We start from the raw sequence: 25,781 nt of genomic DNA, 5'->3' as shown, positions 1-25,781 counted from the left end.
ATTGTGCTTCGCAACGGGTAATACTGGAGCATTTTAGCTGGTTCAGGCCCACCCTGAGCCACTGGGCCTAGCGCCGGGAGTACCTTACGCCGACGCATTACAGGATCGCAACACCACTGACCGCTGCATTTATAAACGGTTCAGCTGGATCGACGAAGGCCGTTCCCAACGGGCTAGATCTGGGGTCGCGCCCGCGCGAAGATCTATCCCGCGTTCTTGCGGATCACAACCATAATCGAAGCCTAGCGCAGAGGCGAGGCCGCTTGGACGCGCATAAGAACCGTCCGTCATCTTTCAGCATCCGTTCGTACTGCATAGGTTGACCTAGACGTACAGATCCGTGCAGTCTCACAACCCGTTGCGCGTCCTAGGTGTGGCTGAAAACCGCAGAGCCGAGGAAGGGGCAGCATGGAGGAATCGACCGGTACCTGCCGAACGACGTCGTGATCTCCCAGCCATTCTAGCCGGAATTCGGAAGCAGTCAGCCAACTCTGGGCGGTTGCAATATTCGCCGTGTCGTGGAGCACGGCGCAGGTCATCCGCACCTAAACCCGGGACGTCACCGATCACCACTGATGAGGAGAATACCGTGAAGCTGCAGGTAGCATTGGACGTCATCAAACTTGACGCGGCGCTGACCCTGGCGCGTCAGGTCGCCGATGCCGTGGACATCCTCGAGTTGGGCACGCCGCTGATTAAGTCCGTGGGCTTCGCCGGGATCACGGCGATCAAGGCCGCGCACCCGGACAAGCTGGTATTCGCGGACTTGAAGACCGCCGACGCCGGTGAGCTGGAGGCGGGTCTCGCCTTCGAGGCTGGGGCGGACCTGGTCACGGTGATGGGTGCGGCCGACGATGACACAGTGCGGGGGGCCGTGGCTGCCGGCCGCAAGTACGGCAAGGACGTCGTCGCTGACATGATCACCGTGGTGGACAACCGTGTGGCCCGAATCCGTGAGGTATCGAAGTTGGGCGTGTCGTTCGTCGAGATTCACGCTGGGCTCGACGAGCAGGCCCGACCCGGCTACACGATTCAGGCGCTGCTCGATGACGGCCAGGAGGCCGGGGTCCCCTTCTCGATCGCTGGTGGTGTCAACCTCGAAAGCATCGCCTCGGTGAAGGCCGCCGGAGCGGGGGTAGCGGTGGCCGGGGGGGCGATCTACAACGCCACGGACCCGGCTGCGGCTGCAAAGGCCCTCAAGAGTCGCATCAGCTGACAAAGCTAGGCTCGGCACCAAGCACGAGTTTGGCACGGAGTGTTGGGGGCCGCATTTTCTCTGCCGCCCCCAACACTTTTCCGTACTTCCGCATGCGGAGTTGATCCGATTCCACCTAGAACTGCGAGCTCCGAGAGCCAACGTTTTGGGGCGTTTCACTTCGCAGGACGCCGACTCAAGAAATCCGGACAAGTGATCAGGAGGAGCGCTTGATGGTTGATGAGCCAAGTAGTGTGTTGCACGGAGGATCACGGCGCTCCGCACCGAGCTGGTCATTGAGAGAGCCAGCGCTGGTGGCCTCTGTCCTCGGCGCCGACTACGCGCGTCTCGGCGAAGAGGTGGCTAGCCTCACCGACGCAGGGGTCGATCGCATCCAGTGGGACGTCATGGACTGGCGCTTCGTCCCAAACATGACGTTTGGCCCGGATGTCGTGGGCGTGTGCCGTCAGTACAGTCATCTGCCATTCGAAGCCCATCTTATGGTGCAGGACCCGGGCCCGATGCTCGCTCGCTTTGCTTCGGCTGGCTGCGAGACCATCATCGTGCACGCCGAGACCTGTCCGCACCTGCTTCGAACACTTTCCACGATCCGTGACCTCGGGGTACAAGCGGGCGTCGCCGTTAATCCGTCCACTCCGATCGATTTCGTTCGCCACGTGCTTGATCAGCTCGACCAGATTGTGATCATGACGGTCAACCCTGGATTTGGCGGACAAAGATATATCGCCGCGATGGAGGAAAAGGTCTCAGAGGTGCGCGCATTGGTGGACCGTTCCGGGAGGCCGGTGCGGGTCGAGGTGGACGGAGGAATCTCGACGGACACCGCACTCGCGGCCTGGTACGCAGGAGCCGAGTTCCTCGTCGCTGGCTCGGCTGTGCTCAGCCACCCAGGTGGGAAGCGAACTGCGGTGGATGAGCTTCGCCGTGCCCTGACACGCCCGGTGCCCGCACCGTGATCGGGCCGTCCGCTCTGTCGGCGCTTCTGACACCGGCGTATCGATAAGAAGGCTCGCTCGTGGGGACATACGGTAATGGAAAGGGAAGTGGCATGGAGGGCCAAGGGCCAGGTGCTCGCAATAGCGGAACAGCTTTGCGCGGAGCTGAGTGTTCCTTACTGCTGTCCGCCGCGGCAACGTTGCGGTTGCGCTACGTGCACTGTGGTCGCGATGCCAGTCTGTCTCCGACCGCGGCAGATGAGCTGGCAAACATTTTTGGGGCCATCGCTAGGGAGAGCCCCGCCCTTGACGAGGTCGATCGAAAAGAGGCGATCGCTTTGGCACATCGCCTGATTGATGACGACCATCCCGAGCACTCACGGATGTGGCCTACTTATAGGGGCCCGGATAGGGCGGCCGGAATGGTCCCGCCAGGCATATGAGTGAGGGTGACGACGCGATCGCAATCGGCGGTCATGTTCTTGGATCGCGAAGGGGGCAACTTGGGCCTGGAGTGGTCCGAGTTGTCCGCAGATCGTGGTGGCCCTGACGTATTCATCATCGAGGTGCCCTTCCTACCGGCGCGGAAACGCAAGGAGGCAGGTGCCACGTCCCAACGACAGACCTCCTCGCAGGGAAGAGCACGCGAGCAACCGAAAGCATCAGGAGTGCGCGTCAATGATCGCATACGAATCTACCTTCAGGCACCGCGCGAGCGAAGAGTCTGACGACCTTGCCCGTTTGACCACCGCACACGTTCCCGAAGGCTGGACCGAACTGGACCAGCGCGCGGTGGACACCGCCCGCGTGCTGGCCGCCGACGCGGTGGAGAACTGCGGTAGCGGCCACCCGGGCACCGCGATGAGCCTGGCGCCCGCCGCCTACGCGCTGTTCCAGCGCGTCATGCGGCACGACCCCAGCGACCCGGACTGGATCGGCCGCGACCGGTTCGTGCTGTCGGCCGGGCACTCGAGCCTGACGCTCTACGTGCAGCTGTTCCTGGCCGGCTACGGCCTGGAGATCGACGACCTGAAGTCGCTGCGCAAGTGGGGCTCGAAGACGCCGGGCCACCCCGAGTACGGGCACACCGACGGCGTCGAGACCACCACCGGCCCGCTGGGCCAGGGCCTGGCCACCGCGGTCGGGATGGCGATGGCCGCCCGTCGCGAGCGCGGCCTGTACGACCCGGAGGCCGCCGCGGGTGAGAGCCCGTTCGACCACCACATCTACGTGATCGCCTCCGACGGCGACATCGAGGAGGGCATCACCTCCGAGGCATCGTCGCTGGCCGGGACCCAGCAACTGGGCAACCTGACGGTGATCTACGACGCGAACGAGATCTCCATCGAGGACGACACCCGCATCGCGCTGTCCGAGGACACCGCCAAGCGGTACGAGTCCTACGGCTGGCAGGTCCTCGTGGTGCACGGCGGCGAGGACGTCAAGGGCCTGCTGGAGGCCATCGAGTCGGCCAGGGCCGAGAGCGCCCGCCCGACCCTGATCGTGCTGCGCACGGTGATCGGCTACCCGGCCCCGACCAAGATGAACACCGGCAAGGCGCACGGCGCCGCGCTGGGTGCCGACGAGGTCGCCGGGGTCAAGCAGGCACTGGGCTTCGACCCGCAGCAGTCCTTCCAGGTGGACGCCGACGTGCTGGCCCACGCCCGCGAGGCCGGCGCCCGGGGCAAGGCCGCGCGCGCCGACTGGCAGGTCGCCTTCGACGAGTGGGCGGCGGCCAACCCGGAGCGCAAGGCGCTGCTGGACCGGCTGACCACCCGCGAGCTGCCCGCCGGCTGGCAGGAGAAGCTGCCGACCTGGGAGGCCGACGGCAAGGGCGTCGCCACCCGCAAGGCCTCCGGTGAGGTCCTCAACGCGCTGGCCGACGTGCTGCCCGAGTTGTGGGGCGGCTCGGCCGACCTGGCGGAGAGCAACAACACCACGATGAAGGGCGCCGACTCGTTCGGCCCGGAGTCGATCTCCACCAGCACCTGGAACGCCAACCCGTACGGCCGGACGCTGCACTTCGGCATCCGCGAGCACGCGATGGGCGCGATCCTCAACGGCATCGCGCTGCACGGCGGCACCCGCCCCTACGGCGGCACCTTCCTGGTGTTCAGCGACTACATGCGCCCGGCCGTCCGGCTGGCCGCGCTGATGAAGACCCCGGTCATCTTCGTGTGGACGCACGACTCGATCGGCCTGGGCGAGGACGGCCCGACGCACCAGCCGATCGAGCACGTCGCCTCGCTGCGCGCGATCCCCGGCTTCTCGCTGGTCCGCCCGGCCGACGCCAACGAGACCGCGGCCTCGTGGAAGGCCATCCTGGAAGACCCGAGCGGCCCCGCCGGCCTGGCGCTGACCCGCCAGGGCGTGCCGACGCTGGAGGGCGTGGACGCCGACGGCGTCGCCAAGGGCGGCTACGTGCTGGCCGAGGCCGGCAACGGCAAGCCCGAGCTCGTGCTGATCGGCACCGGTTCCGAGGTCCAGCTGGCCGTCGAGGCCAGGAAGATCCTGGAGGCCGACGGCGTTGCCACCCGCGTGGTGTCGATGCCTTGCGTCGAATGGTTCGACGCGCAGGACGAGGCCTACCGCGAGTCGGTGCTGCCGAGCGCGGTCAAGGCCCGCGTCTCGGTGGAGGCCGGCATCGCCATGCCGTGGTACCGGTTCGTCAAGGACGCCGGTGAGTCGGTGTCCATCGAGCACTTCGGCGCCTCGGCCGACTACAAGACCCTTTACAACGAGTTCGGCATCACCGCCGAGGCGGTCACCGAGGCCGCTCGACGCACTCTGAGCACCGTCCGGTCGAGCTGACGCCCGGCGGCGGGCGATCGTGCCATGAACATCATCCTCACCATCGCTGCGAGGCGGAGACAAATGATGTGAGCGGCTGCCCGGTGAGTGCCGGTCAGGCTAGTTCCGCCGCGTCGGGGTCCACAAAGGACTCGGTTCAAACTGTCGGAGCGTGGTCGCCAAATCCGCGAGGGCACGACATAACCGTGGTCGCGGGAACCATAAGGGGAATGGCCTGCTCCAGCGCGACAATATCCGCACCCTGCTCGGCTGCCGTTTGTCAGCTGTAGGCAGCCATTCGTGCAAGATTGAGTTCCACTAGTTCTAAACTCATTGTCCGCCAAGACGTCGACACGGCATGCTGCTCTCCAGCACGCCGGTCTGGAGAGTTTCAAAGACTGCTCCGATACTCCCTGGTAAAGGATCGCCGTCCACTCGAAGCCGGCAAAGTCTTTCCGGCTCTGGATGGCCGCGAACCCGCGAACCCGACACCGCAAAGGAGCGGATCGTGACCGCATCGGACACAGCTACAACAGACCACGCAAGACCCGCGCACCAAAAACCTGAGCAGCGGCCAGGGCCACTGTCCGGTGACCCCGCAACCGTCGGCGTTCCCACGTTCGTCGTGGGCTCGATCGCCCTTGGCTTGACTCTCGTCGGCTACGTGCCGCCCGCGGCAGTCGGCACACCAGTGGCAATCATTCTCGCCGCTACCGGAATCGGCCAGCTCGTTGCCGCAGTCTGGGCTGCTGGGATCGGCCAAAGCGCGGTCGCATCCATTTTCGGCATCTTTACCGGATTTTGGCTCAGCTACGGCATCCTCGTACTCGGATTGACCCACGACTGGTTCAGCGTTCCCTCGGACAGCGCCACCGCCACCCAAGCCCTGTTCCTGATTTCGTGGTTGGTCACCGTGGCGCTCTTAACCCTAGCGACGCTGCGTCTTCCGGTCGCTTACACTTTGCTGTTCGCGCTGATTGATGCTGCCCTCGCTATCGTCCTGCTTGCGACGCTGCAGGGCTCAGCGGAATTGAAAGCCACAGGTGGATACGTAGTCTTCACTTTTGCTGCTCTGGGCTGCTACCTGTTCCTCCATGTGATGTCTCTGGCGACAGGGGGCCGCGGACTGCCGCTAGGCCGTCCGGTACTGGGCCGGTGACGGTCTGGAAGCGCGGAGGCGGTACAAGACCGCCTCCGCGCTTCCGGATCGCTCTCGGCGGCCGGTGTCGTTGCGCTGGGTGCTCTGGGCCGGTGGCAGGCAGTGCTCGGGGCAGGTTCGCGCGGAGCGCTGCAGCTGGTGATCGTGTCCCTGGTGATCGCTCACATTGTGAACTCGGTCGTGCTCGTCGTGGCGTTCCTGATCATGATGTTCGGTATCGCGACACGCACTGCCGGGCGGCGGATCACGCTCGACCGCACCTGGTGGTGGGCGGGTTTACCCATCGCTGTGGGCGTTGTGCCGGTCGTGGCTGTTCTGCTCGTCACGGGTGCGGTTCCGGTGACAGGGCTGGTCCTGATTCCGCTGGTGGGTCAGCTCATCGGTGGTGCGCTGACGGCGACCACGCTTGCCGGGCGCAGGTTACTGGAGGAGTTGTCGCAGCGTCGGGGTGAGGTGGAGGCCGCGCTGTCGCTGGGCTTGACGGACAGCCAGTCGAGGCTGGAGATCGCGCAGCCGGTCGCCGGGGGTGCCCTGGTTCCCGCGCTCGATCAGACGCGGACGGTGGGCACCGTGACCCTGCCGGGCGCCTTTGTGGGCATGTTGCTCGGGGGCGCCAGCCCGGTCGAGGCGGGAGTGGTACAGCTGTTCGTCCTCATCTCATTGCTGGCGGTGGAGGCCGTCGCGATCGTCGTCACGCTGTACGTGGTGGCGTTGGGCCGGCTGACCCGGACTGAACCGGCAACGCCCCGGCCCGCGACTGGTGCCCTGCTTTCGCGGACGTGGAGTGCCGTACGAATGGTGCGGCGCCAGCGGCGTTCATGAGGCAAAAAACATGCAGTACCGTGCCCCGGTGGGCCGCATTCGCCAGGCGAAGCGGCGCCACCGGAAGGTGATCATTGCCGGGCGCGCGGCAGTGCGTGACGTTTGCTCAGCGAGCTGGCCGTGGCTCCGCCGGCTCTCCAACCCCGCAGCGACAGCAGCGGAGCGAGCACCGCGTCGCGGCGCACGATGAAATGCGCCAATGTGCGGAAACGTCCCACGGTCAGACGCTTGGTCGGATCAGCGGGGATGGGTGCCATCCGAGAAAGAACAGGTTCACGCTCGGGTCGAGCCTCACGTCTGAGTCAGAGTCCAGACTGGGGTGGCTGGGATAGCCATCACCCCGGCGCGGAACACCAAAGTTCAACCGGGAGATGGTCAAAAAGAGCACGAACATTGCCCACACAGATGGGTCAACCTGCCTACCTTTGACCTGCGGATTTACCGACTGCCGCCAGGCAGAATCGCCGTAGAACCCACCTCCCCGATCGACTTCGCCACAGATGGGTCGATACCCTATCTCTGAACTGCTGCTTCACCGAATTCTGCCGACAGAATCGGCGTAGAACCCACCTTCATGATCAACTCGCCCAGAGTTGGGCGTAGAAGCTGCCGGTGCCCTCGTCCCAGCCCCAGATGCTTTGGTGCTCCCAGCCGCGCAGGTCGACCGCGTCGTGCAGTTGGTGTCCGGGCCGGGCGATGTGGTTGCGGGAGTGATCTGCGACGCTCATGGCAATCAGTCTGCCGTTCCCGAACAGTCGACCGTCAACGGCTCATCGGTATCGGCAGTGATGGACAAGACGGTCAGGCCGGTGATCATCGGAACCGGGGTCAGTCGTTCCCGTAATCGGGCTCGTCGGGGAGGTAGTCCTCAACGTCACCCTCTACCCTCCAATTGAGGTCCAATTCCGTCTGGTTGATGAGTTCGTAGCTGTCCAAGACCAACCGACAGGATGGGCAACTGAAGTAATCGGCGCCAACGGTTAGAGGCACCGAGAAATCGTCCAGGACGTTTACCCCGCCCGAAAGATCCATTCGAGCTCCGTATGCACGACATCATTGATTATCGCGACTCCTCGGCGGTCGGTTATATGCTCATCGGGGACGCGCATCGGACTCGATTCCTATTCTAGAGCGTAGGGCCATTGTTTGCGATGCTGCTCGACAGCAGGCCCACGATAACCTTGCACACCGACGGGACCGGAGGGATACAGACATATCAACCTTGAATTCTCTGCTCGGGAATCCGCAGATGTGCACGAGGCATCGCCTGGCCGGGTCGCGCACTCTGCCCCAGCGGGCCGAGGCGAGTGAGCGCTGGCCAACGGCTTACTCGCTTGCGGTCAGCGGCGGTAGGCGTCACGGCTGCCCGTTCGGCTCCCGCCGGGCAGGTGCCCCCAGGACCGGCAGGACCCGCCATGCGTCAAGTCCGCCTTACTGGGCGGCGTAGTGCTGGGCCGTTGCCCGATCACCGAACCGCACCTCTTGTGACCGCGTCGTGTGGACGATCTTGACTGCCACCACGACCTCCCCGTCCGACTCGAATTTCACCCGCACCCAGACGCTCGCACATCCGTTCGATCGATGCTCGGCGGCATGCCACCGACGGGATCACTGGCGGGCGCAGTCGTGTGCGGGTTGCCAGGTCAGCGTGGCCGGACGCTTGGCGGTCCGCAGGAACGCGATCAACGCCTCCGCGATCGCGTCGATGGTGACTTCGCAGTGCGGGGGGAATTCGTCGGTTTCGTACAACACGGGCCGCTCGGGACCGTCTCCGTGGCTGTAGAGGTGTACCGGCTCAGTGCCGTGGCCGTCGTTGCCCTGGTAGGACAGCGCGCCGCGGTCACCGTGGACGCCGGCGATCACGGAGTGGTCCGGCACGGTCAGGAACGCATCGGGGTCGTCCTCGTCCGGGATCAGCGTCTCCATCCGGGGGCGCTGGGTATGGGTGAGCAGGGCGTCGCTGACCTGGTCGCTGGACAGCAGCGTCACGAACTCGCGCACCTGCTCGGGTGTGGCCAGCTCGGCGACGTGCTCGGCGGGCGGCTGGTCGGGTTCGTAGGCCCAGTACTGGGCTTGGATCGTCACGACGTGCGCTTCCCTTCATACCGATCACGATGGTCCGGGTCTCGCCCGCGGTCATCGTGGAGGCTTCTTTGATCTCGATGTGCCGGGCGATGTCAGGCACGAAGCCGCCGCGAGCCAACCCGAGTTCACGGGCGCGCTGGACCGCGGCGGTGTAAGACGGGTCGGTCTGGCCGGAGGCCAGTTTGGTCCCACTGGCCAGCTCCCGATCACTCGAACCGTCGCCACCCGCCAGCCGCCACCCCTGGAGAGGCTTGCCGTACGGCCAGGGATGCTCCAGCCGGGCGCGATAGGCAGCAACCCGCCCCGCGGTCGTTCGCTCCGAGGTACCGAGGGCCGCCGCAGGCCGGGACGATGCCGCGGAGACCGCTGCGGTGCCGCCGTGCTGGTTGATCCATTCCTCGGTGTGGCTCCGCACGGTCTGCAGGAGGTCCCGAACCTGGTCCAGCTCGACGGGCAGCGCGGCCAGCCGGACGTGTGCTGCGGCAAGGCGGCTGGCTTGATGGGTGCCGGCGGCCAAGGCCGCCAGTCGCGGAAGAAGATCGTCGGCCAGCCGCTGGTGCGCCTCCTGAACTGCCCCGTCGGGGAGGACACTGAGGGCGCTGTGGAGCTTGCTGATGGTCTCGGTGAGCGCCGACATCGCTCACAGGCGTTCGTTGTAGGCGGCGATGTCCTCGACCGCTTGCTCCAGGGCCTCGATGATGCCAGCGAGACGGTCCGAAGCCGCAGATGCCGCGGGCACCGCTGCCTGCGCCGAAGGATGATCGCTTCCCCGCCAGGCGGAGGTCAGACTCGCCCGGGCGTCCTCGGCGCCGCGGCGGGCCGTGGAGAGCGAGGATACGGGGAGTTGGGCGGCGAGGTTCGTCAACTGAGTACGCAGTTCCGCAACGGACATGCCCCCAGCATCGACCAGACCCCTGACACCACGCGATCAAGCAAGAAGCACGTCTCTTGCCAGGCCGCGAAGGCCGAGAGCATGCGGGCAAACGGCTGCTTGAAGAAGTCCTTCGCGTCGGACGCGCCGAGCACGTAGACGGTGGGGCCGAGGCTCGACGGCGTCGGCGCACCCGATGTTGTGCACCTTGATGGGGCCACTGGGATAGCCATCACCCTCGCGCAGGCACAAAAGTTCAACCCCAGGATGGGTCAAAAAGGGCCAAGAAGAGCACGAACGTTGGCCCACAGATGGGTCAATCTTCCTACCTTTGAACTGCGGATTTACCGACTGTGGCAGAAGAATCGGCGTAGAACCCACCTCCCCAATCGGCTTTGCCGGCGAAAGTTGAATCGTAGATGGGTCGCCATCCCCCGCGAGCCCGGCCGACGCTTCGTCAAGGACTGAAGCGAGCAGTGGTATACGTAGCGCTCAGACATGTTGGGCTGACCAGAGTTGTCACTCCCAGCTACGTTGAAACCGTGTTCATATCAAGGATCGTTCCAGCAGGTAGGACGCAGGTGAGGGCGTGACGGTGCAAGGAGACTCCGTATTCGCGATCCACGACGTGGTCCTGCGGCGCCAGGCCACGCCGGTGCTCGATCACGTGAGCGCGCGAATCCCCGCCGCAGCCTGTACCGCCGTCGTCGGGCGCAGCGGGGCGGGAAAGTCGACGCTGCTGCGGTTGCTGACCCGGCTCGACGACCCCGACACCGGACAGATCGCCTTCCGCGGGATCCCATTGGCCCAGCATGATGTGCTGGATCTGCGGCGCCGGGTGCAGTTGGTCGCCCAGCAGCCGGTGTTGCTCAGCGATTCGGTCGTCGACGAAATCCGGCTCGGCCGCCCGCAACTCGGCCGGGCGGACGTGGCTTGCCTGCTGTCGCGGGTCGGGCTGCCGTCCTCGCTGCTCGACCGCACCACCACCGGGCTCTCCGGCGGGGAAGCTCAACGGGTCTGTCTCGCCCGCGCTCTGGCTCTGGAGCCGGAAGTGCTGCTGCTGGATGAGCCCACCGCTGCACTGGACGCGGCCAGCGCAGCCGCGATCGACGACACCGTCCGGGCCCACGTCAGCCGCGGTGGCACGGCGGTGCTCGTCAGCCACAACACCGCCCAGGTCGACCGGGTCGCCGACCACGTGATCGTCATGGACCACGGCCACGTCCGAGCCTGCGGACCACCCGACGCCATCCGGGATCTGGAGACCGCCCCATGAACCTCACCGGCGTGACCTGGCTGCACGTAGCGATGTCCGTGGTGCTGGTCGCGATCGCGGTCGCCGTCGCCACCTACCAACGGCTCGGGGTGAGCAGAGATATGCTTCTCGCCTCCGTCCGGGCAGCCGTGCAACTGGCCGCGGCCGGCGCCGTCCTGCTTTTGCTGTTCCACTATGCCGGATTACCAGGCGCCTTGGGCTGGGTCGCGGTGATGATCCTCATCGCCGGACAGGTCGCCGGGCGGCGAGGCCGCGCCGTGCCCCGCGCCCCCGCACTGGCCACTCTCGCGATCACAGCGGGGTCACTCGTGGCGTTGGGCAGCCTGCTACTGGTCCGCATCCTGCCCACCCGACCCGAGGTCGTCATCCCGATCGGCGGCATGATCGTCTCCACCGCCATGCAGGCCACCGGCCTGACCCTGCTGCGACTCGCCGACGACACCCGCCAAGCACGCCCCGCCATCGAGGCCCGGTTGTCACTGGGTATGACAGTCCAGGACGCTTTCGCCCAACACCGCCGCTCCGCCGCCCGCACCGCACTACTGCCCGCGATCGACTCCACCAAAGTCGTCGGACTGATCAGCCTGCCCGGCGCGATGACCGGACTCATCCTCGCCGGAGTCGACCCCCTGACCGCCATCCGCTACCAGATCGTGGTCATGTACATGCTGCTGGCCGCAGCCACCGTGGCCGCCGCCGTCGCCAGCCACCTCGCCCAACGAGCGCTCTTCGACACCTCAGCACACCGACTTCAGCAACCGCGGTGATCTCTGCGAGGCGACCGTGTCGGGTGCGTCGAGGTCGGGCAGACCCATTGCCAGCTTCGTTTTCCGGGATGTTCGGGTCAGTGCGGGCGAGCAGGCGTTCGGCGTTGCGGACGCTGGTGACTACCCCCTAGCCCGGGCAGGGTCCCGGCAAAGTCGTTTTGGCTTGTCAGGGGGTGATTCCGTAGAGGGAGTACACCGCGCCACGGGTGAGTTCGGCGATGGCGTCGCCGGTGTCGCCGCACGGTCGGGTGGCACTGGCCCTGATGCCGGTGCAGAAGACGCTCGTGAGGTCCTCGTCGTTGGGGCGGTGTGCTGGGCAAGGCACATTGCTTCTGCTCGGCTCGTGAACCATCGCCAGGTGCGGCCTGGGGCCGGCGTCCGGCTACCGCGGACGCCGGCCTCTTACTGCTTCCGCCTGTGGGCCTGTTACTGGTAGACGGCGTGCAGGGTGTCGCCGAACTCGGCCAGCGAGAGGCTGCTGGTGGCGGGCAGCGGGGAGATGTCCTGCGGAGGGCTCCACGCGCCGATGCCCATGGCGCTTTTGAGCTGCGGCTTGCCGTTTTCGCCGAGGTAGGCGCACTGGAGCACCCCGTCGTCGAGGCCAACGAGCGCGGGCGCCTCGGTCGTTCGCACCCCGGCGACCGGCCTGACGTCGCTTATGGCGGCGGCATGGACGTAGAGTTCGTCGTCCTCGTTCCGGTATGCGCAGATCGGGATCAAGCCCGATATGGCTGCGGCCGGCCCGTGGGTGGTGGTTCTTTCGGCGGCGATCTGCTCGGCCGCACGCCATGAACCGGACGAAGAACCGTGGCCGTAGTACAGCGATCCGTTCGGGCGGCGGAAGACGCACCACAAGGTCAAGGCCACCGCGGCCAGCGCCGGCTTGTGGGTGGTCGTCCAGTTCTGCGCGGTGATGCGGGCGGGAGTACTCCAGGAGAGCTGGCCGGGCTGACTGGTGTCCCGCGTGCCGACTGTCACGTGCATCGAATTGTCGTCGGGGTCGCGGTAGACGCAGTACAGCTTGCCGTCGCATACGGCGAAGGCGGGGTCGGCGCCGCCGCCGAGGTCCAACCGCGTTGGGGTCGGTTGCCAGCTGGCACCGTGCAGGGTCGTCCACAGCAGTTCGCCGCTGAGTTGGCTGTGGCCTATGCAATGCAGCTGGTCGTTGTACACCACGAGGCTTGGCGGGGCGTTGCTGAACAGGCGCGGCACGGGCGGCTGCGCGGTCCAGGCCCCGCCTGTCCGGGTGGCGTGGTGCAGGTTGGAGATGCCACCGCGGACGAAGAGGGTGCCGACGTCCAGGTCCGGTACCCGGACACTGACAAGCGTGCTGAGGATGCGTTCCATGGTGCCGGAGCCGACCGGGACGGTGGCGCGCAGGTAGAACGCCGTGTCCTTGCGGACATCGTGGACGGTGTAGCCGGTCTCGCCGTTCTCCTCGTGCATATTGAGGTCGTAGGTGTCGTAGAGCAGCCGCAGGGACCCGTATCCGCCGGCTTCCCAGGTCAGCTTGACCGAGTCGCCGTTGTCGATCACGAGTGGCTTGGCGACGAAGTTGCGCAGGTAGAAGTCGGCGGGGAACTTGCCGATCTCCAGTGTGACGGTGTCGGTGTCCCACTCGGTGTCGCCCGGCGCGCGGTATCTGACCTGGACGCGGAGCGGGGCGATGCCGACCTGGCGGTTGATGCGCACGCCGATGAGTTCGATGGTGACGCCCGCGTCCTTGGCGATCGTGGCGAATCCGGACGTCGGTTTGAAGGTGATGGTCTTCGTCTGCTCGCTGGTGTCGGCCGTCCAGTCCGGGAGGTTGGTCTGGGCGGGGATCCCGTCCAGGTCCAGCGCGAGGTCCGGGGAGTTGGTGCCGGTCGGGATGACCAGGGTGATCTCGCTGCACTCGATGGGTCCGCTGAGTCGGCGGCTGCCAACGATCACGAGATCGGCCAGCTCCACGGTGCCGGTCGACGGCGAGACCCGAACCGGACTGGGACTGGAGTTGTAGCCGAACTCCAGGGCCGCGGCGGCCCGGCCTTCGGGGGCGGGGGCGGGGATCGCCTGGGACACAACGCTCACGACTGCGCTCCATGGGTGCGGGACGCCTGCGCGGTGTCGTCGAGAACAAGGAAGCCCGAGCGGATCTCGGGGTGCTGCCCGACAGGCATCGAGGCCGGGTCCGGCACGGTGACGGGCGCGCCCGTCCACTCGCCACCCGAGCGTTGCGCCCAGGACCATGTTCCGGTCGCGGTGGCCGGGCGCGGCAGCACCACCGCCTCGTCGTCGGGTGTCGTGCCCGCAAGAATCGGGCCGGTGCGGAAGCTGACGGCCATGGTCGTCAGGGCGTCGGCGGTGAACTCGGCCGGAACGTGAGGCGCGCTGACGGGCAGGATGTCGGTGGTGGCGTGCACAGGCGCCCTCGGGTCGACCAGGAGGGTGGCCAGCGCGCTGCTGTCGCCCTCGAAGGCCAGCCGCAGACGTTGGCCTTTGTCGATGTACCGCAGGTACCCGGCGGATTCGCCCAACGGTTCGATGACGGTCTCGAAGTGGTCGTAGTCGTCGTTCTGCACGTAGCCGACCAGGCCGTCGTCGATCTGCGCGGCCTCGCCGAGGCGCACGATCCACGGGTAGCGCGGCATCCGCGGCTCGGGTGGGGCGATGACGTTCTGCCAGGTCACGTCCGTGCGGACAGGGCCGCACAGCTCAAGATCCAGGCGGGCACGCACGAGCGCGAGCGGACGCCCGAGCAGGCAGGCCAGGCTCTCGTCGTCTGGGCCGTCGGGGTCGATGGTGGTGAGGGTCTCGTCCAGGGTGGCCCGGAAGGCGTCGAAGACCTGCGGGCCGCGCCGCTTGATGGTCGTGAGGAAGCGGTGTGCGTGCAGGGAAACGGCCGCGAGGTCGTCGAACTCCTCGATGGCTGAGCCCGGCAGTGCGCTCCAGTGGACCACCCGCTGTTCGTCGGGGTCGGGGTCGGGGTCTAGGACGGTGCGCAGGTCGCCGAGTGCGTGGCCGTCGGGGGCGTAGCAGACGATGGACTGGTCGAGCCGGTTGTGCAGCAGCCAGGCGCACACGGGGTTGGCGCCCGGGGTGAGGGCGATGTCCTCGTCGTGTTGTGCGGACAGGAAGTCGAAGCGCAGCCGGGCGGGTTGCAGCAGGCGCGGGCTCAGCTCGACGAAGCGCTTGACGCCGATGTCGCCGACTGGGTGGTCGGGGACCATCGTGGTCGGCCGGTACGGCTCGAAGTGCCGGCGGTTGTCGATGAGGTTGACCGCGCGGCCGAACCGGTCGACGACCGAGAGGTTGGTGAACATCAGCTGGCCAGCGCGAAGCTCCTGGAAGTCCGAGGGTTCCGGGTCGTCCCACTCGAAGACCGGCTGCGGGCCGGGATCGGGGGCGAGGGTGTCGGCGTCGCCGATGAGGTCGCCGATGGGGCCGGCAGGTCGCAGGGTGGCGCGGAACTCGCGTTGGCCCACGGCGGCGCTGAGCCCGTCCAGGCGTTGGGAGAGCTGGTCGAGGTTGCGGGCCTGTGCGCGCAGTCGCGTGATGAGCTCGGTGGGCAGGTCGCCGCGGCCGTGCGCGTAGCCCGAAAGTTTGCCGTCCTGGTCGTGGCCGCTGGTGGGCGCAAGGGTTTGGCGTCCGCTGACGGTGACGGCCTCGGTGCACTCGCCGCCCTGCCAGCGATAGCGGTTGCGGTCGAAGGCCCAGCGGTCGGTGCCGTCGGGGTCCTGGAAGGGGAGGGTCGTGTATTCGGCCTTCCACAGCAGGTAGAGCGGCCGCCACGGCTGGCGCCACGGCTGGGTGCCCAGTTCGGGGAGGGTGCCGGTGGCGCTGCCGAGGTCGGCGCCGATGCTGCGAGCCTGGTCGAGGATGCAGAACTCGGTGACCAGCGCGGGCACGGCCGAGGGCAGTCCGGTGGTGTTGACCCTGGCGACGTCCGCGGCCACGCTTTCGGCGGTGATCGGGCCGACGGTGGTCACCAGGCGATCCTCGGTGCGGCAGGGCAGCGCGGTGCCGCGGGTCATGGGGGCGTTGAGGTTGGCGCCCTGGAGCATGACGACGGGATCGGCGTGCTGCTCGTAGGGGTCGAGGGGCACGCGTTGCAGGTCGCTGGTGGACCGCAGGCCGTGCTGGTCGGCGTAGGCGCGAGCGCGGGCGGCGAGCGTGTCGGCGTCCAATGCCCAGGGGATCTGGGCGCGGCTGTCGCGTAGCTCGGCGGCGAGCGCGACCACCCGGCCGGCCGCGCCGTTGGCGTTGTCGGGGTTGAGTTCCGCGCCGATGCGGGCGGCGAACTCGGTGGGCTGACGGTGTTCCCGGGCCAGCGCCCACAGGTGGTAGAGGTGTTCCTGCGCGCCGCGCAGCTCGCGTTCCAGCGTGTCGAGGCGGCCCTGCGCGGTGTTGAGGCCGGCGACAAGGTCCTGTTCGAGAAGTCGCTGGCGGCTGCGTTCCTCGCGGGTCTGTGTCGGGGGCGCGGTGGGGTCACCCCGGTCCACCACGCGCCACGTGTATCCGCCGGGAACCGGACCGAATCCGGACTGGTGGGCCGTGCGCTCGGGGAACAGGTCGCCGTCCGGGCGGTCCAGTTCGTCGAGGACCCCCAGCACGAACGCCCGGTAGAGGCGGGCCTCGTCGGCGGACAGCGCGCCGGGTCCGCCGGCCTGTTCCTGGAGGACGGCGGCGGCCTCGGCGGCGTTGTTGCCGATGGCGACGGCGATGTGGTCGGGGCCGGGGCAGTCCGAGTCGGGGACGTCGCCGTTGAGCTTCCACTCCACGCCCAGCGCGGTGCCGGTGTACAGGGAGCGGCGGGGGCTGCCCCCCGATGGCAGGCTCCACTCCAGCCGCCTGAGCAGGTCGGCGGGCCGTTCGCGAGCCATCAGGATGTCCTGGCCCTCGTCGGAGTACCAGCCCACCACGTGGTAGCTGAGCCGGTGGTCCTCCTCGAGGATGTTCTCAAGCGGGTCGTGGATGGAGAACACGTTGGTGTTGTAGGGCTGGAAGGCGGAGAAGGTGAGCAGGCCAGGGCCGACCGCGGTGAGGAACTGCCCGTGGGTGTCGGCCGGTTCCGCCCACGGGGAGTCCTCGGTGAGGTCATGCCGCCGGCCGATCTTCGTTGCGGTCGGGGTGGACGCGACGGGGTCCAGGTAGGACACGGTGCCGTGCTGCGGGTCGAGGTAGTCGCTCTCGACGATCCACGACCGCATGCCGGCCGAGGAGCGGCGGACGACCAGCCAGCGGTTCGGGACGAGCGGGAAGCCGCCGATCTGGCCGCTCTCGTCATCCTCGTGGCCCCGGCACAGCGCTTCGGGGAGCTGCCATTGGAGGTAGACGCCAAGGCGCCGCGGGTCGTCGAACCACTTCTCGGTGTCGAAGGGCGGTGGTTCGGGCGGGCGGTTGTCCTCGGTCATGAAGCGGAAGTTGGCTTGCCAGTGTTGAATCACGTGGGCGCCGGACGGGCTGTCGGGGTCCTCGGGGCGTTCGGGGCGACCGCTGTCGCGGGTCTGGATGTTGACCGCGAGCGCGGACACCTCGATCGGGACCACCAGAGTGGAGTTGGGCATCGCGAAGTCCGTTCTGGTCAGGGACGATCGAAGGTCTGCAACTGCGGAGCCTTGATCATTTGGAGGGCGAACTGCGCCGACGACAACGCGGCCACGCCGTGGGCGGCGGCAAGCGCCGGCTCGAGCTTGTCAGCGATGTCGAGCACATCGCCCTGCCCGCGCAGGAAGCCGGCGAATCCGGGCGGGTCGGGGAAGTCGCCCTGCGGTGTGCCGACACCCGGCGGGACGAGGTTGCGCAGCTCGATGGTTCCCTTGAGCCCCAGTCCGAAGTGCAGGCCCTGCGGCGGCTCGGCGAGGGCGAAGGTGTCGATGACCTCCGGGTAGAGCAGCAGCATCACGTCGGTGCCGTAGATCGCCTTGTGCGCCGGCTCGACCGCGTCCTCGCCGCGGAACGCGGCGGTGACCATCTTGGGCCAGTTCGGGACGAGGTCGGACCGGATCAGCACCCCGCACTGTGGCGGGTCCGCCACCTCGGCGGCGAGCATGTTGAGGTCGGCGTCGAGGGCGTGGCCGACGCCGACGCTGAGCGCGCCATCTACCAGCGCGCCAATCCAGGCGGGGTCGACGTGGAAGAAGCGGATGCTCTCCTCGGGCAGCATTCGCTCGTCGGGCACCAGGTGCTCGAACGGGACCATCTCCAGCAGCGGCAGGCGATTCAGCCACTCGCGCACCGGGTCGAGCTGCGTGGCGGTCGCCTCACGCAGCACCCCCCGTACCTCCACTGTGGACAGGGCGGCGCGCAGGTCGACCGGGCGCAGCGGGGTCAGGGGCGCCGAGCGCGGTGCTGGGCGGCGCTCGGCCGCGGTGAGCTGGGCTCCGGTGCGGGTGAGCGCGTCCATCAGCCGGCCCTGGGTGGTCAGCAGCCGATCGAAGGCGTGCCGGGCCAGGTCGGTGTTGAGCAGGGCCGCGGCGTCGCGGGCAGTGCGGTGCGCCAGCTCGGGGTGGGTGAGCAGGCGGCGGGCGGCGCGGCGGGCGGCCTTGCGGAACTCCAGAAGCTTGCCACGGAACGGGGCGTCGGCCAGCGCGAGCGCGCGACCGATGCTGAACGCGCTGGCGTAGCCGGTGTCGTAGACCCCGTAGCGCTCCAGGTAGACCAGTGCCGCACCGGGGGAGTCCAGGCGCGGCGTCGCGGGCGGGAGCTGCGGCAGCGGCTGGGCCGGAGTTGCGGTGAACGGGCCACGGTAGAAGCCGTGACTGCGCTCACCGGACTCCAGGCGCATGATTGCTTCCGATATTGGTAGATATCGGAATGTTGTCCCTCGCGCTTCCCGGCGGGACGCGTGCGGGGGTCTGGCGGGGATTGGCCGGCTCTATCGGTCTCCGCCGTCACGGCGCTCAGACGTGCCGACCGTGCTCGTGGTCGAAGACCCGTGTACTTCGTCGTTGGTCCTCTGCGGCTGCTTCTGCGTATCGGCCCAGGTCGCCAGCAGGGTGAGACCGTCAGCGCTGGGCGTACCAGGATTTGCGGTGTAGGTGGTGATGGAGACGTTCGGGTCGCCGGGCAGCGCGAAGTCGTCGTACGCGAGATCCATCGTTCCGACGACCGGGTGGTTGATGACCTTGCGTCCGCGCAAGTGGCGGTGCACGTTGTGCTTGGCCCAGCGGGTGCTGAAATCGGTGCTCCGCGTGGAGAGCTCACCGATGAGTTCGGTCACCTTCTGGTCCAGCGGGTCACGTCCGGCGGTCGCACGGAGCACCGCGACCAGGAGGTTCTTCGCCTGGTCGATGTCGGCGTAGAAATCCTCGGCACGTGGGTCGAGGAACGCGTACCTGGCGAAGTTCGGTGGCTGCTTGGCCATGGTGAACAGGTCGGCGTACAGGGCGCGACCCAGGTCGTTGGCCGCGAGGAGGTCGAGACGTCCGTTTTGCACGACGGCGGGAACGCTCATGGAGTCGAGGACCTGCTGCACTGACGCGGTGACGGGCGGGGTGCGCTTGGGGTGCTTGCGGGGCGAGCCGGGTGCGACGTTGCGTGCCAGGTCATACAGGTGGGCGCGCTCGTCGTCGTCGAGCTGCAGCGCACGGGCGATCGCGTCGAGGACGCTCTCGGACGCGCCGCCGAGTTTGCCGCGTTCCATGCGGGTGTAGTACTCGACGCTGAGGCCGGAGAGCATCGCGACTTCCTCGCGCCGCAGTCCTTGGACGCGACGGTTGCCCCCGAGGTGGGGCAGCCCGGCCTGCTCGGGCGAGATCCCCGCCCTGCGGCTCATGAGGAAGTCCCTGATCTCCTGCTGAAACTTCATGCCTTCAAGGCTAGGACGCCTGTTCCTGTTTTGGGGGTCCCTGACAGGGTCTGGCAGGCATCCGCGAGGCGACGGACGGTGAGTAGGCATCCCAGAAGATCTGTGTGAAGAAGGAATGTCTGCCAAGTGCGTGGAGCTGTCATTTATGCCCCGGGCGATGTCCGGGTGGAAGAGCGCGAGAACCCCGCGATTGTCGCGCCGACGGATGCGATCATCCGCGTGTCGGCGACTTGCGTGTGCGGGTCGGACCTGTGGGATTACCGCGGCGTCAACGATGTGACACAGCCGACTCCGACGGGTCACGAGTACGTCGGTGTGGTCACCGAGATCGGCGACGAGGTGAAGAGCATCGCGGTCGGGGACTTCGTGATCGGTTCGTTCTTCGCCTCGGACAACACCTGTGAGATCTGCGAGGCCGGCTACCAGTCGCGGTGCGCGCATGCCGAGTTCGTCGGCGCCGGTGGGGCACAGTCGGAGTACCTGCGGGTGCCGCTGGCCGACGGCACCCTCGTCGCCACCCCCGGAATGCCGGACGACGACCTGATCCCTTCGCTGCTGGCCGCCTCCGATGTGCTCGGAACGGGCTGGTTCGGCGCCGTGGCCGCTGAGGTCGGGCCGGGTAAGACCGTGGTCGTGGTCGGTGACGGAGCGGTGGGTCTGCTCGCTGTTCTGGCCGCGAAGCAGCTGGGTGCAGAGCGGATCATCGCGATGTCGCGGCACGAGTCGCGGCAGAAGCTCGCCCGCGAGTTCGGCGCGACCGACATCGTCGCAGAGCGCGGCGACGAGGGCGTAGCCAAGATCAAGGAGCTCACCGACGGGTACGGCGCTCACAGCGTGATCGAGGCCGTCGGCACCCAGGAATCGATGATGCAGGCCATCCGCTCCACGCGTGCCGGTGGGCACGTGGGGTACGTGGGCGTGGCCCACGGGGTGGAGCTTCCGGGCGAGGAACTGTTCTTCGCTGAGGTGCACCTGCTCGGCGGTCCCGCTCCGGTGCGTCGGTTCCTGCCTGAGCTGATCCAGCTCATCTGGGACCGCAAGATCGACCCGGGCAAGGTCTTCGACCTCACACTCCCGCTCGATAAGGCCGCTGAGGGCTACAAGGCGATGGACGAGCGCCGCGCCATCAAAACCCTGCTGAAGCCCTGACCCCTCACTCACCGATTCCAGCCGCCTCGCCTGGGACCTCGAAAATCCTGGGCAGGTTGCGGGACCTTATTTGATTCGACGGGAGAACACCATGAACCCCACCTACGACTTCTCCGGGCAGGTGGCCCTGGTCACCGGCGCTGCCTCCGGCATGGGCCTGGCCGCCGCCCGCGCGTTCGCCGACTCCGGCGCCGCCGTGGTTCTGGCCGACCTCGACCACGATGCCGTCCAGAACGCAGCCGAAGAGATCACCGGCCGCGGGCGGCGGGCGATCGGTGTCGACTGCGACGTCACCGACGAACAGCAAGTGGAAGCGGCAGTGCGGCGCGCGGTGACGGAGTACGGCCGCCTGGACATGGCGTTCAACAACGCCGGCATCCAGGTGCCGCCGACCGACGCGGCCGACGAGACGGCCGACTCCTTCGACCGGGTCAACGCCGTCAACCTGCGCGGCGTCTGGGCGGCGATGAAGCACGAACTGCGACAGATGCGAGAGCGGGGCAGCGGCGCCATCGTCAACTGCTCATCCCTGGGCGGGCTCGTCGGGCTGCCCGAGCGTGCGGCCTACCATGCCTCCAAGCACGGCGTCATCGGCCTGACCCGCAGCGCCGCAGTTGAGTACGCGCCCCGGGGCATCCGCATCAACGCCGTGTGCCCCGGCGTCATTGACACCCCGATGGTCGCCGACATGGTCGAGAACCAGGCCGAGGCCATGGCCGGGATCATCAAGGAACAGCCCATCGGCCGGCTGGGGAGAGCGGACGAGGTCGCAGCAGCCGTCCTGTGGCTGTGCAGCCCCGGCGCCAGCTTCGTCACCGGAACAGCTCTCCCCGTCGATGGTGGCTTCACCGTCCACTGATGTGAGTCTCCCCTCATAGCGTAGAGACGTGGCTGCACGGGAAGTTGGGGCTCATGCGGGTCTGTCACCTTGCCGGTGTTCTCCGCTCCACTGCTGCCGAGACCCCGAGAAGCCAGGCCGTGACCCGCGGTGAACTTCACTTCGAATCGAACGAGCCCGTGCCAACCGGCGCGGGTTCGTTCGGTTGCGGCTCGGTACTTCGCGCGCCCACCGCGCCGCCAGGCGCGAGCTGACTGATCAGGGTGCAGTGGTGGGAAACAGTGCGCCGGGAACGAGGTCCAGGCGGGTGTTCGGGGGGCCGCCGGGGTACGGGAGAAACCTGCCAAGTGGTCGGGTAGGTCCTGGTCAGGCGTCGTTGTCGGAGAGTGCGCGGTAGAGCGAGGCGACTGAGGGGTGTTGGCCGGCGTTCTTGCCGGTCTTGATGGTCAGCTTCTTGACGATGTCGGGCATCGGGGTGCCCTTGTCGCGTAGGGCGCGGGCGAAGAGCACGTCGTCTTCGTCGAGCACCTTGGGTCGGCCGCCGTGGTTGCCGCGTGCGGCGGCGGCTTGTTGGCCTTCGAGGGTTTTCTCGCGGATGTGGTCGCGGTCGAGCTGGGCGGCGACGGCGAGCACGGCGAAGAGCATGGAGCCCATGCCGTGTGGGTCGTAGATCCCGGTCAAGGGGCCGGTCAGCAGTTCCAGCTGCACTCCGCCGCCCTGGAGTTGGGCGGAGAGGGTCATGAGTTCGGCGGCGTTGCGTGCGAGGCGTTTCATTTCGTGCACGGTGAGGATCACCGGCTGGTACGGCGCCGCCGTCTTGATCTCGTGGGCGAGAGTGAGCGCCTTCTCCAGCTCGGGACGGACCTTGATGCGGGTGCTGATCTTCTCGGAGAACACCCGCGTGCAGTGCGCGGCCGCGAGCGCGTCGAGCTGGGACTGGAGTTCCTGGGTGGCGGTGGAGCAGCGGGCGTAGCCGATCCGGATCGGCGCCCCGGTCGTCTTCGGCGCCGCGGCGGTGACCTCCGGGCCTGGTGTCCACTTCTTGCCTGGTCCCCGGTCGGTCGGGACGGGCACGGTGAGTTCGTCGCGCAGCGAGGGCACGAGGATGAACCGTGCGGTGTGGTACTTGGCGGCGGTCTTCCCGGCGCGGGTGCGGCAGGCGCTGCCAGCGGGCACGTCGCATTGCGGGCAGGGGTGGCGTTCGACCGCGGCCGCGGCCTCGTCGGGTCCAAGTTGCATGCCGACAGTCTCGCAGAACTCTCTCAAAACCAGGGGTAGTTATGAGAGATGTTGTGCGAATCGCGACCTGCGGATCTTCGGCCCGGATCGGGCGGCTCGCAGAACTTGCACAACTGGTCATTTATGAGAGTGGGCACGCGTCACATCGGTGCCCTCCCGGGCATCTGCGTGGGTTTGTCTGACCAGTTGTCGCTGGATGCGGCGAGGCGTGAGTGGAAGGTGACTATGGTCGTCTCACCGTGTGTCGGCGGGTACCCGTCGCCGGTTGTCGTAGTTGATGAGAGGGACCGTGCAGGAATCATCGAATATGCAGCCGGCGTTCAAGGGCTCCGCGCCGGCCGCTGACATCACCGTCAAACGCTACCTGTACCGCAACCGCTCCAAGGGTGTGGAGACCGACACTGTCATACGTGAACCGGATGGTTCGCTTCGTGTCAGCACCTCGTGGGGGCATTTCTTCCTCAGTCCACCGCTGGCACGGTGGCTGGAGCAGGACAACACGGTGCTGACCTGGCAGCGAGTTCAAACGAAACAGGGCACGGCCCTTCATCTCTGCTTGGTCGACGAGGCCGGGAACATGCTGTGGCGCGAGAGCTCGGCCAGCACGACAGTGGCGCCCCCACCGGCTGTGTCATATGACTACGGCGGACCTGCCATGGGCTTGGGGTCGCGTCTGCGTCTTCAGTCCCTGACTTCCCCGTCCGGCTCGCACACGCTGTTGCACCAGGACGACGGAAACCTGGTGCTCTACTGCAATGCCACCCACACCCCGGTTTGGGCGACCGACACGAGCTGGCTCGACGACAGTTGGGTCGATTTGACCCTGCGTGGCGACCTTGTACTGCGCACCTCGTGCGGCGCGCCGGTCTGGCAGTCAGACACCGCCGATATGGGCGTGGAGCGGCTCGCCGTCCGCGACGACGGCAGCCTTGCCCTTCTGGACGCCTCCGAAACAGCCGTCTGGCGGATTCACCACCACGCGCCCTGCACAGCAGCCGGGCACACCCCGCCACGCGGCGCCGTCCTCCGACGCGGACAGACACTCCGCAACCAATCCCTGACCTCCGTCGACGGTGGCACCGTCCTGTACCACCGAGCCGGTGAAGGCAACGGTGAAGGAACGAGACTGTTCCGCGCCGACGGAATACAACTGTGGTACGCGCCCAACTCCCGCGCCGCAGACACCAGCCTGACCCTCGACAACGAAGGATTCCTTCAGGTCCGGGCCGACGACGGCAGCGTTCTCGAACAACTGGCCGGTCCGGGAGACCACCTCATCGTGGTACCTGGCGGCGAAGTCCGGCTCTGTGCCTTTGACGGCACCGTGTTGTGGCGCGAAGGCCAGCACGTGATCGACCATGGCGACGAAGTCATGACCGCCTCCCCACGCACGGTCACACCCGCCGCCCTGGAGACACTGCTCAATGCAGACGCCACCCCGATCGTGCGCACCGACTTCTCTGACGACCATGCCTGGGAGACCGCCTGGCGCGACCTCACCATGCCCCGCGAATACTGGGAGGATGATGTCGTTCTCGACGCCGCTCTCGTTGCCATACCCGAGTTCGAAGGCTGGACGGGCGAAGAGCTCGCCACCCTGCTGTCACACACCAAGCACGAGCGGCTCCTAGCCGTGGATGCGGTCACACTCGCCTCCCCAGAGCATCCCGTCCTCGTCGTGGAGATCGACCCAGAACGCGACCAGCCACGATCCTTCCGCGCCACTCCGCATGCCCTGCTGGACGTTGAAATCCAACTCTCGATCGCCAACATGGACTGGGAAGACTTCAGCCGCTCCGTCGACCCCGACGGCGTGCTCCGAACCTCCACCGCGGGCTAGGTGGCTGGTGTCGAACGGGGGTTTGTGGGGGCTTGATCTGTTCTGTGTTTGTTGAGCGGGTCGGTGTGGTCGCGGGTTCTCATCGATCGGGGTTGGTGGTGTGGCGGGACTCGGGCGTGATCGTTGCCGGTATGCCCTGACAACGGGGGCTCGTGCGTGTCTGGCGGGCCCGCCGGGGCCTGGTCAGGCGGTGGTCGTGGTCCATCCGGTTGCCGTGCGGGCGATCCCGAGCATGCCGAGGCGTGCGAGGTTGACCGCGGCGGCCAGCAGTGAAAAGTCGGCGGCTGTTTTCAGCAGTCCTCGGACGCGGGCTCGGCGCCCGCCGTGGCGGTGGCGCATGAGATGAGCGATTTTGCGTTCGACTTTGGGGCGGGTGGCGCGGTAGTCGGCCCGCCAGGCGGGATCGGTTTGGCGCGCCCGCCCGGCTTGTAGCGCGGCCTCGTGGGCACTGATGGTGATCGTGCGTCCGGTCTTCGCGGTGGTGCACTGTGCGGCCAGTGCGCAGGCGGCGCAGGCGGCGCCGAAGTTGGCCGCTCCGGCGTGACGCTCGCGGGCGCGGATGGGGGCGGTGTGCCCGGCAGGGCAGGTCACGGTCCGCGCATCGAGGTCGATGTCGAAGCGGTCCTTCGGGAAATGACCTTTCACCGCCGCCGGCGGCTGCACCTTCAGTCCATTGTGGAGATCAGCCTCGTCCAGCCGTTCCAGCAACTCGCCCGCACCGTAGGCCGCATCCCCATACACCGCCGCCCAATCTTCATCCTCATCCCCGCCATGGTCATCCGCCGCGCCCGCAGCATCACCATCCGGCTCATCGGCTACCAACCCAGCCTGGACCGACTCTTCAGCACCTGGAACACCATCGAACGCACCCGCTTCGGCTAACCCACCACCGGTTACCAGACTTCACACCCGACCACCGCGCACCCGCGGTGGCGACCACGCCTGCCCGAACCCCAAATCGGCGCCCAGCACCCACCCGAGCGCCACGACACCGGCCCATACGAG

The 25,781-nt window shown here is 67.3% G+C and carries 20 protein-coding genes and 1 pseudogene; 11 read left to right on the top strand and 10 right to left on the bottom strand.

All coding sequences use genetic code 11. The features are described 5' to 3' along the window. Nucleotides 1-589 precede the first annotated feature (589 nt). From hxlA to DL519_RS04430, 5 genes and pseudogenes are all read left to right on the top strand, one after another. Nucleotides 590-1,216 carry a 3-hexulose-6-phosphate synthase gene (gene hxlA, locus DL519_RS04450; RefSeq protein WP_190813013.1) on the top strand — a complete coding sequence of 209 codons (627 nt, stop codon included), beginning with the start codon at nucleotides 590-592 and terminating at the stop codon, nucleotides 1,214-1,216. A gap of 212 nt (nucleotides 1,217-1,428) precedes the next feature. Beyond that, nucleotides 1,429-2,172 (top strand): ribulose-phosphate 3-epimerase, encoded by a 744-nt coding sequence (rpe, locus tag DL519_RS04445; RefSeq protein WP_190813012.1) that lies wholly within the window; start codon nucleotides 1,429-1,431, stop codon nucleotides 2,170-2,172. A 657-nt stretch (nucleotides 2,173-2,829) separates the two neighbouring features. Further along, complete coding sequence (gene tkt, locus DL519_RS04440) at nucleotides 2,830-4,962, top strand: transketolase (protein WP_223838431.1); 2,133 nt, start codon at nucleotides 2,830-2,832, stop codon at nucleotides 4,960-4,962. 562 nt (nucleotides 4,963-5,524) lie between these two features. Next, nucleotides 5,525-6,100, top strand: coding sequence for a GPR1/FUN34/YaaH family transporter (locus tag DL519_RS04435; RefSeq protein ID WP_223840205.1), 576 nt, complete (start codon nucleotides 5,525-5,527; stop codon nucleotides 6,098-6,100). Between the two features lie 51 nt (nucleotides 6,101-6,151). Beyond that, nucleotides 6,152-6,922 (top strand): annotated as a pseudogene (locus DL519_RS04430) (ABC transporter permease); the annotation flags it as partial. Between the two features lie 578 nt (nucleotides 6,923-7,500). Here the strand turns inward: DL519_RS04430 and DL519_RS04425 are convergent. From DL519_RS04425 to DL519_RS04415, 3 genes are all read right to left on the bottom strand, one after another. Beyond that, on the bottom strand, nucleotides 7,501-7,650 hold the full coding sequence (locus DL519_RS04425; protein WP_190813009.1) for a hypothetical protein: 150 nt from the start codon (nucleotides 7,648-7,650) through the stop codon (nucleotides 7,501-7,503). Between the two features lie 880 nt (nucleotides 7,651-8,530). After that, nucleotides 8,531-9,007, bottom strand: coding sequence for an Imm1 family immunity protein (locus tag DL519_RS04420; protein ID WP_168589093.1), 477 nt, complete (start codon nucleotides 9,005-9,007; stop codon nucleotides 8,531-8,533). A gap of 640 nt (nucleotides 9,008-9,647) precedes the next feature. Then, complete coding sequence (locus DL519_RS04415; protein ID WP_190813008.1) at nucleotides 9,648-9,899, bottom strand: hypothetical protein; 252 nt, start codon at nucleotides 9,897-9,899, stop codon at nucleotides 9,648-9,650. A gap of 568 nt (nucleotides 9,900-10,467) precedes the next feature. Between DL519_RS04415 and DL519_RS04410 the strand changes: the two genes are divergently transcribed. Beyond that, nucleotides 10,468-11,154: an ABC transporter ATP-binding protein gene (locus DL519_RS04410; protein ID WP_223838430.1), complete on the top strand. Its 687-nt coding sequence runs from the start codon at nucleotides 10,468-10,470 to the stop codon at nucleotides 11,152-11,154. Then, on the top strand, nucleotides 11,151-11,921 hold the full coding sequence (locus DL519_RS04405) for an ABC transporter permease (protein WP_190813007.1): 771 nt from the start codon (nucleotides 11,151-11,153) through the stop codon (nucleotides 11,919-11,921). Before DL519_RS04410 ends, DL519_RS04405 begins: the two co-directional genes overlap by 4 nt. Before the next feature lie 166 nt (nucleotides 11,922-12,087). On the opposite strand, the gene DL519_RS04400 is transcribed toward DL519_RS04405, so the two are convergent. The 5 genes from DL519_RS04400 to DL519_RS04380 all read right to left on the bottom strand — a co-directional run bounded on the left by DL519_RS04400 (nucleotide 12,088) and on the right by DL519_RS04380 (nucleotide 19,710). After that, nucleotides 12,088-12,246, bottom strand: a complete 159-nt coding sequence (locus DL519_RS04400; RefSeq protein WP_190813006.1) for a hypothetical protein — start codon at nucleotides 12,244-12,246, stop codon at nucleotides 12,088-12,090. Nucleotides 12,247-12,347: 101 nt separating this feature from the next. Continuing rightward, a complete protein-coding gene (locus tag DL519_RS04395; protein ID WP_190813005.1) occupies nucleotides 12,348-13,991 on the bottom strand; it encodes a hypothetical protein in 1,644 nt (547 codons plus the stop codon). Beyond that, nucleotides 13,988-17,467, bottom strand: coding sequence for a hypothetical protein (locus DL519_RS04390; protein WP_190813004.1), 3,480 nt, complete (start codon nucleotides 17,465-17,467; stop codon nucleotides 13,988-13,990). The genes DL519_RS04395 and DL519_RS04390 overlap by 4 nt, the downstream gene beginning before the upstream one ends. 17 nt (nucleotides 17,468-17,484) lie before the next feature. Continuing rightward, a complete protein-coding gene (locus tag DL519_RS04385; RefSeq protein ID WP_190813003.1) occupies nucleotides 17,485-18,687 on the bottom strand; it encodes a hypothetical protein in 1,203 nt (400 codons plus the stop codon). A gap of 90 nt (nucleotides 18,688-18,777) precedes the next feature. After that, the gene (locus tag DL519_RS04380) at nucleotides 18,778-19,710 is read right to left on the bottom strand and encodes a helix-turn-helix transcriptional regulator (protein ID WP_190813002.1); all 933 of its coding nucleotides are present in this window, start codon (nucleotides 19,708-19,710) and stop codon (nucleotides 18,778-18,780) included. A 126-nt stretch (nucleotides 19,711-19,836) separates the two neighbouring features. On the opposite strand from DL519_RS04380, the gene DL519_RS04375 reads away from it, so the two are divergent. Both DL519_RS04375 and DL519_RS04370 read left to right on the top strand, forming a co-directional pair. Beyond that, a complete protein-coding gene (locus tag DL519_RS04375; protein ID WP_190813001.1) occupies nucleotides 19,837-20,859 on the top strand; it encodes a zinc-dependent alcohol dehydrogenase family protein in 1,023 nt (340 codons plus the stop codon). A 91-nt stretch (nucleotides 20,860-20,950) separates the two neighbouring features. Further along, a complete protein-coding gene (locus DL519_RS04370) occupies nucleotides 20,951-21,718 on the top strand; it encodes an SDR family NAD(P)-dependent oxidoreductase (RefSeq protein WP_190813000.1) in 768 nt (255 codons plus the stop codon). Nucleotides 21,719-22,063: 345 nt separating this feature from the next. Here DL519_RS04370 and DL519_RS04365 read toward each other — a convergent pair whose 3' ends face one another. Beyond that, the gene (locus DL519_RS04365; RefSeq protein ID WP_190812999.1) at nucleotides 22,064-22,936 is read right to left on the bottom strand and encodes a recombinase family protein; all 873 of its coding nucleotides are present in this window, start codon (nucleotides 22,934-22,936) and stop codon (nucleotides 22,064-22,066) included. A gap of 289 nt (nucleotides 22,937-23,225) precedes the next feature. Here DL519_RS04365 and DL519_RS04360 point away from each other — a divergent pair, with 289 nt between their 5' ends. Then, the gene (locus DL519_RS04360) at nucleotides 23,226-24,776 is read left to right on the top strand and encodes a DUF6924 domain-containing protein (RefSeq protein ID WP_190812998.1); all 1,551 of its coding nucleotides are present in this window, start codon (nucleotides 23,226-23,228) and stop codon (nucleotides 24,774-24,776) included. 183 nt (nucleotides 24,777-24,959) lie between these two features. Here DL519_RS04360 and DL519_RS04355 read toward each other — a convergent pair whose 3' ends face one another. Beyond that, entirely contained in the window at nucleotides 24,960-25,439 is a 480-nt protein-coding gene (locus DL519_RS04355; protein ID WP_223838429.1) for a transposase, read from the bottom strand. Between the two features lie 12 nt (nucleotides 25,440-25,451). Between DL519_RS04355 and DL519_RS04350 the strand changes: the two genes are divergently transcribed. Continuing rightward, on the top strand, nucleotides 25,452-25,658 hold the full coding sequence (locus DL519_RS04350; RefSeq protein ID WP_190824594.1) for a hypothetical protein: 207 nt from the start codon (nucleotides 25,452-25,454) through the stop codon (nucleotides 25,656-25,658). Nucleotides 25,659-25,781 lie beyond the last annotated feature (123 nt).

It is taken from the genome of Saccharopolyspora pogona (genome assembly GCF_014697215.1).
Lineage (GTDB): Bacteria > Actinomycetota > Actinomycetes > Mycobacteriales > Pseudonocardiaceae > Saccharopolyspora > Saccharopolyspora hattusasensis.
This window is presented reverse-complemented; position numbering and strand designations above follow the sequence as displayed.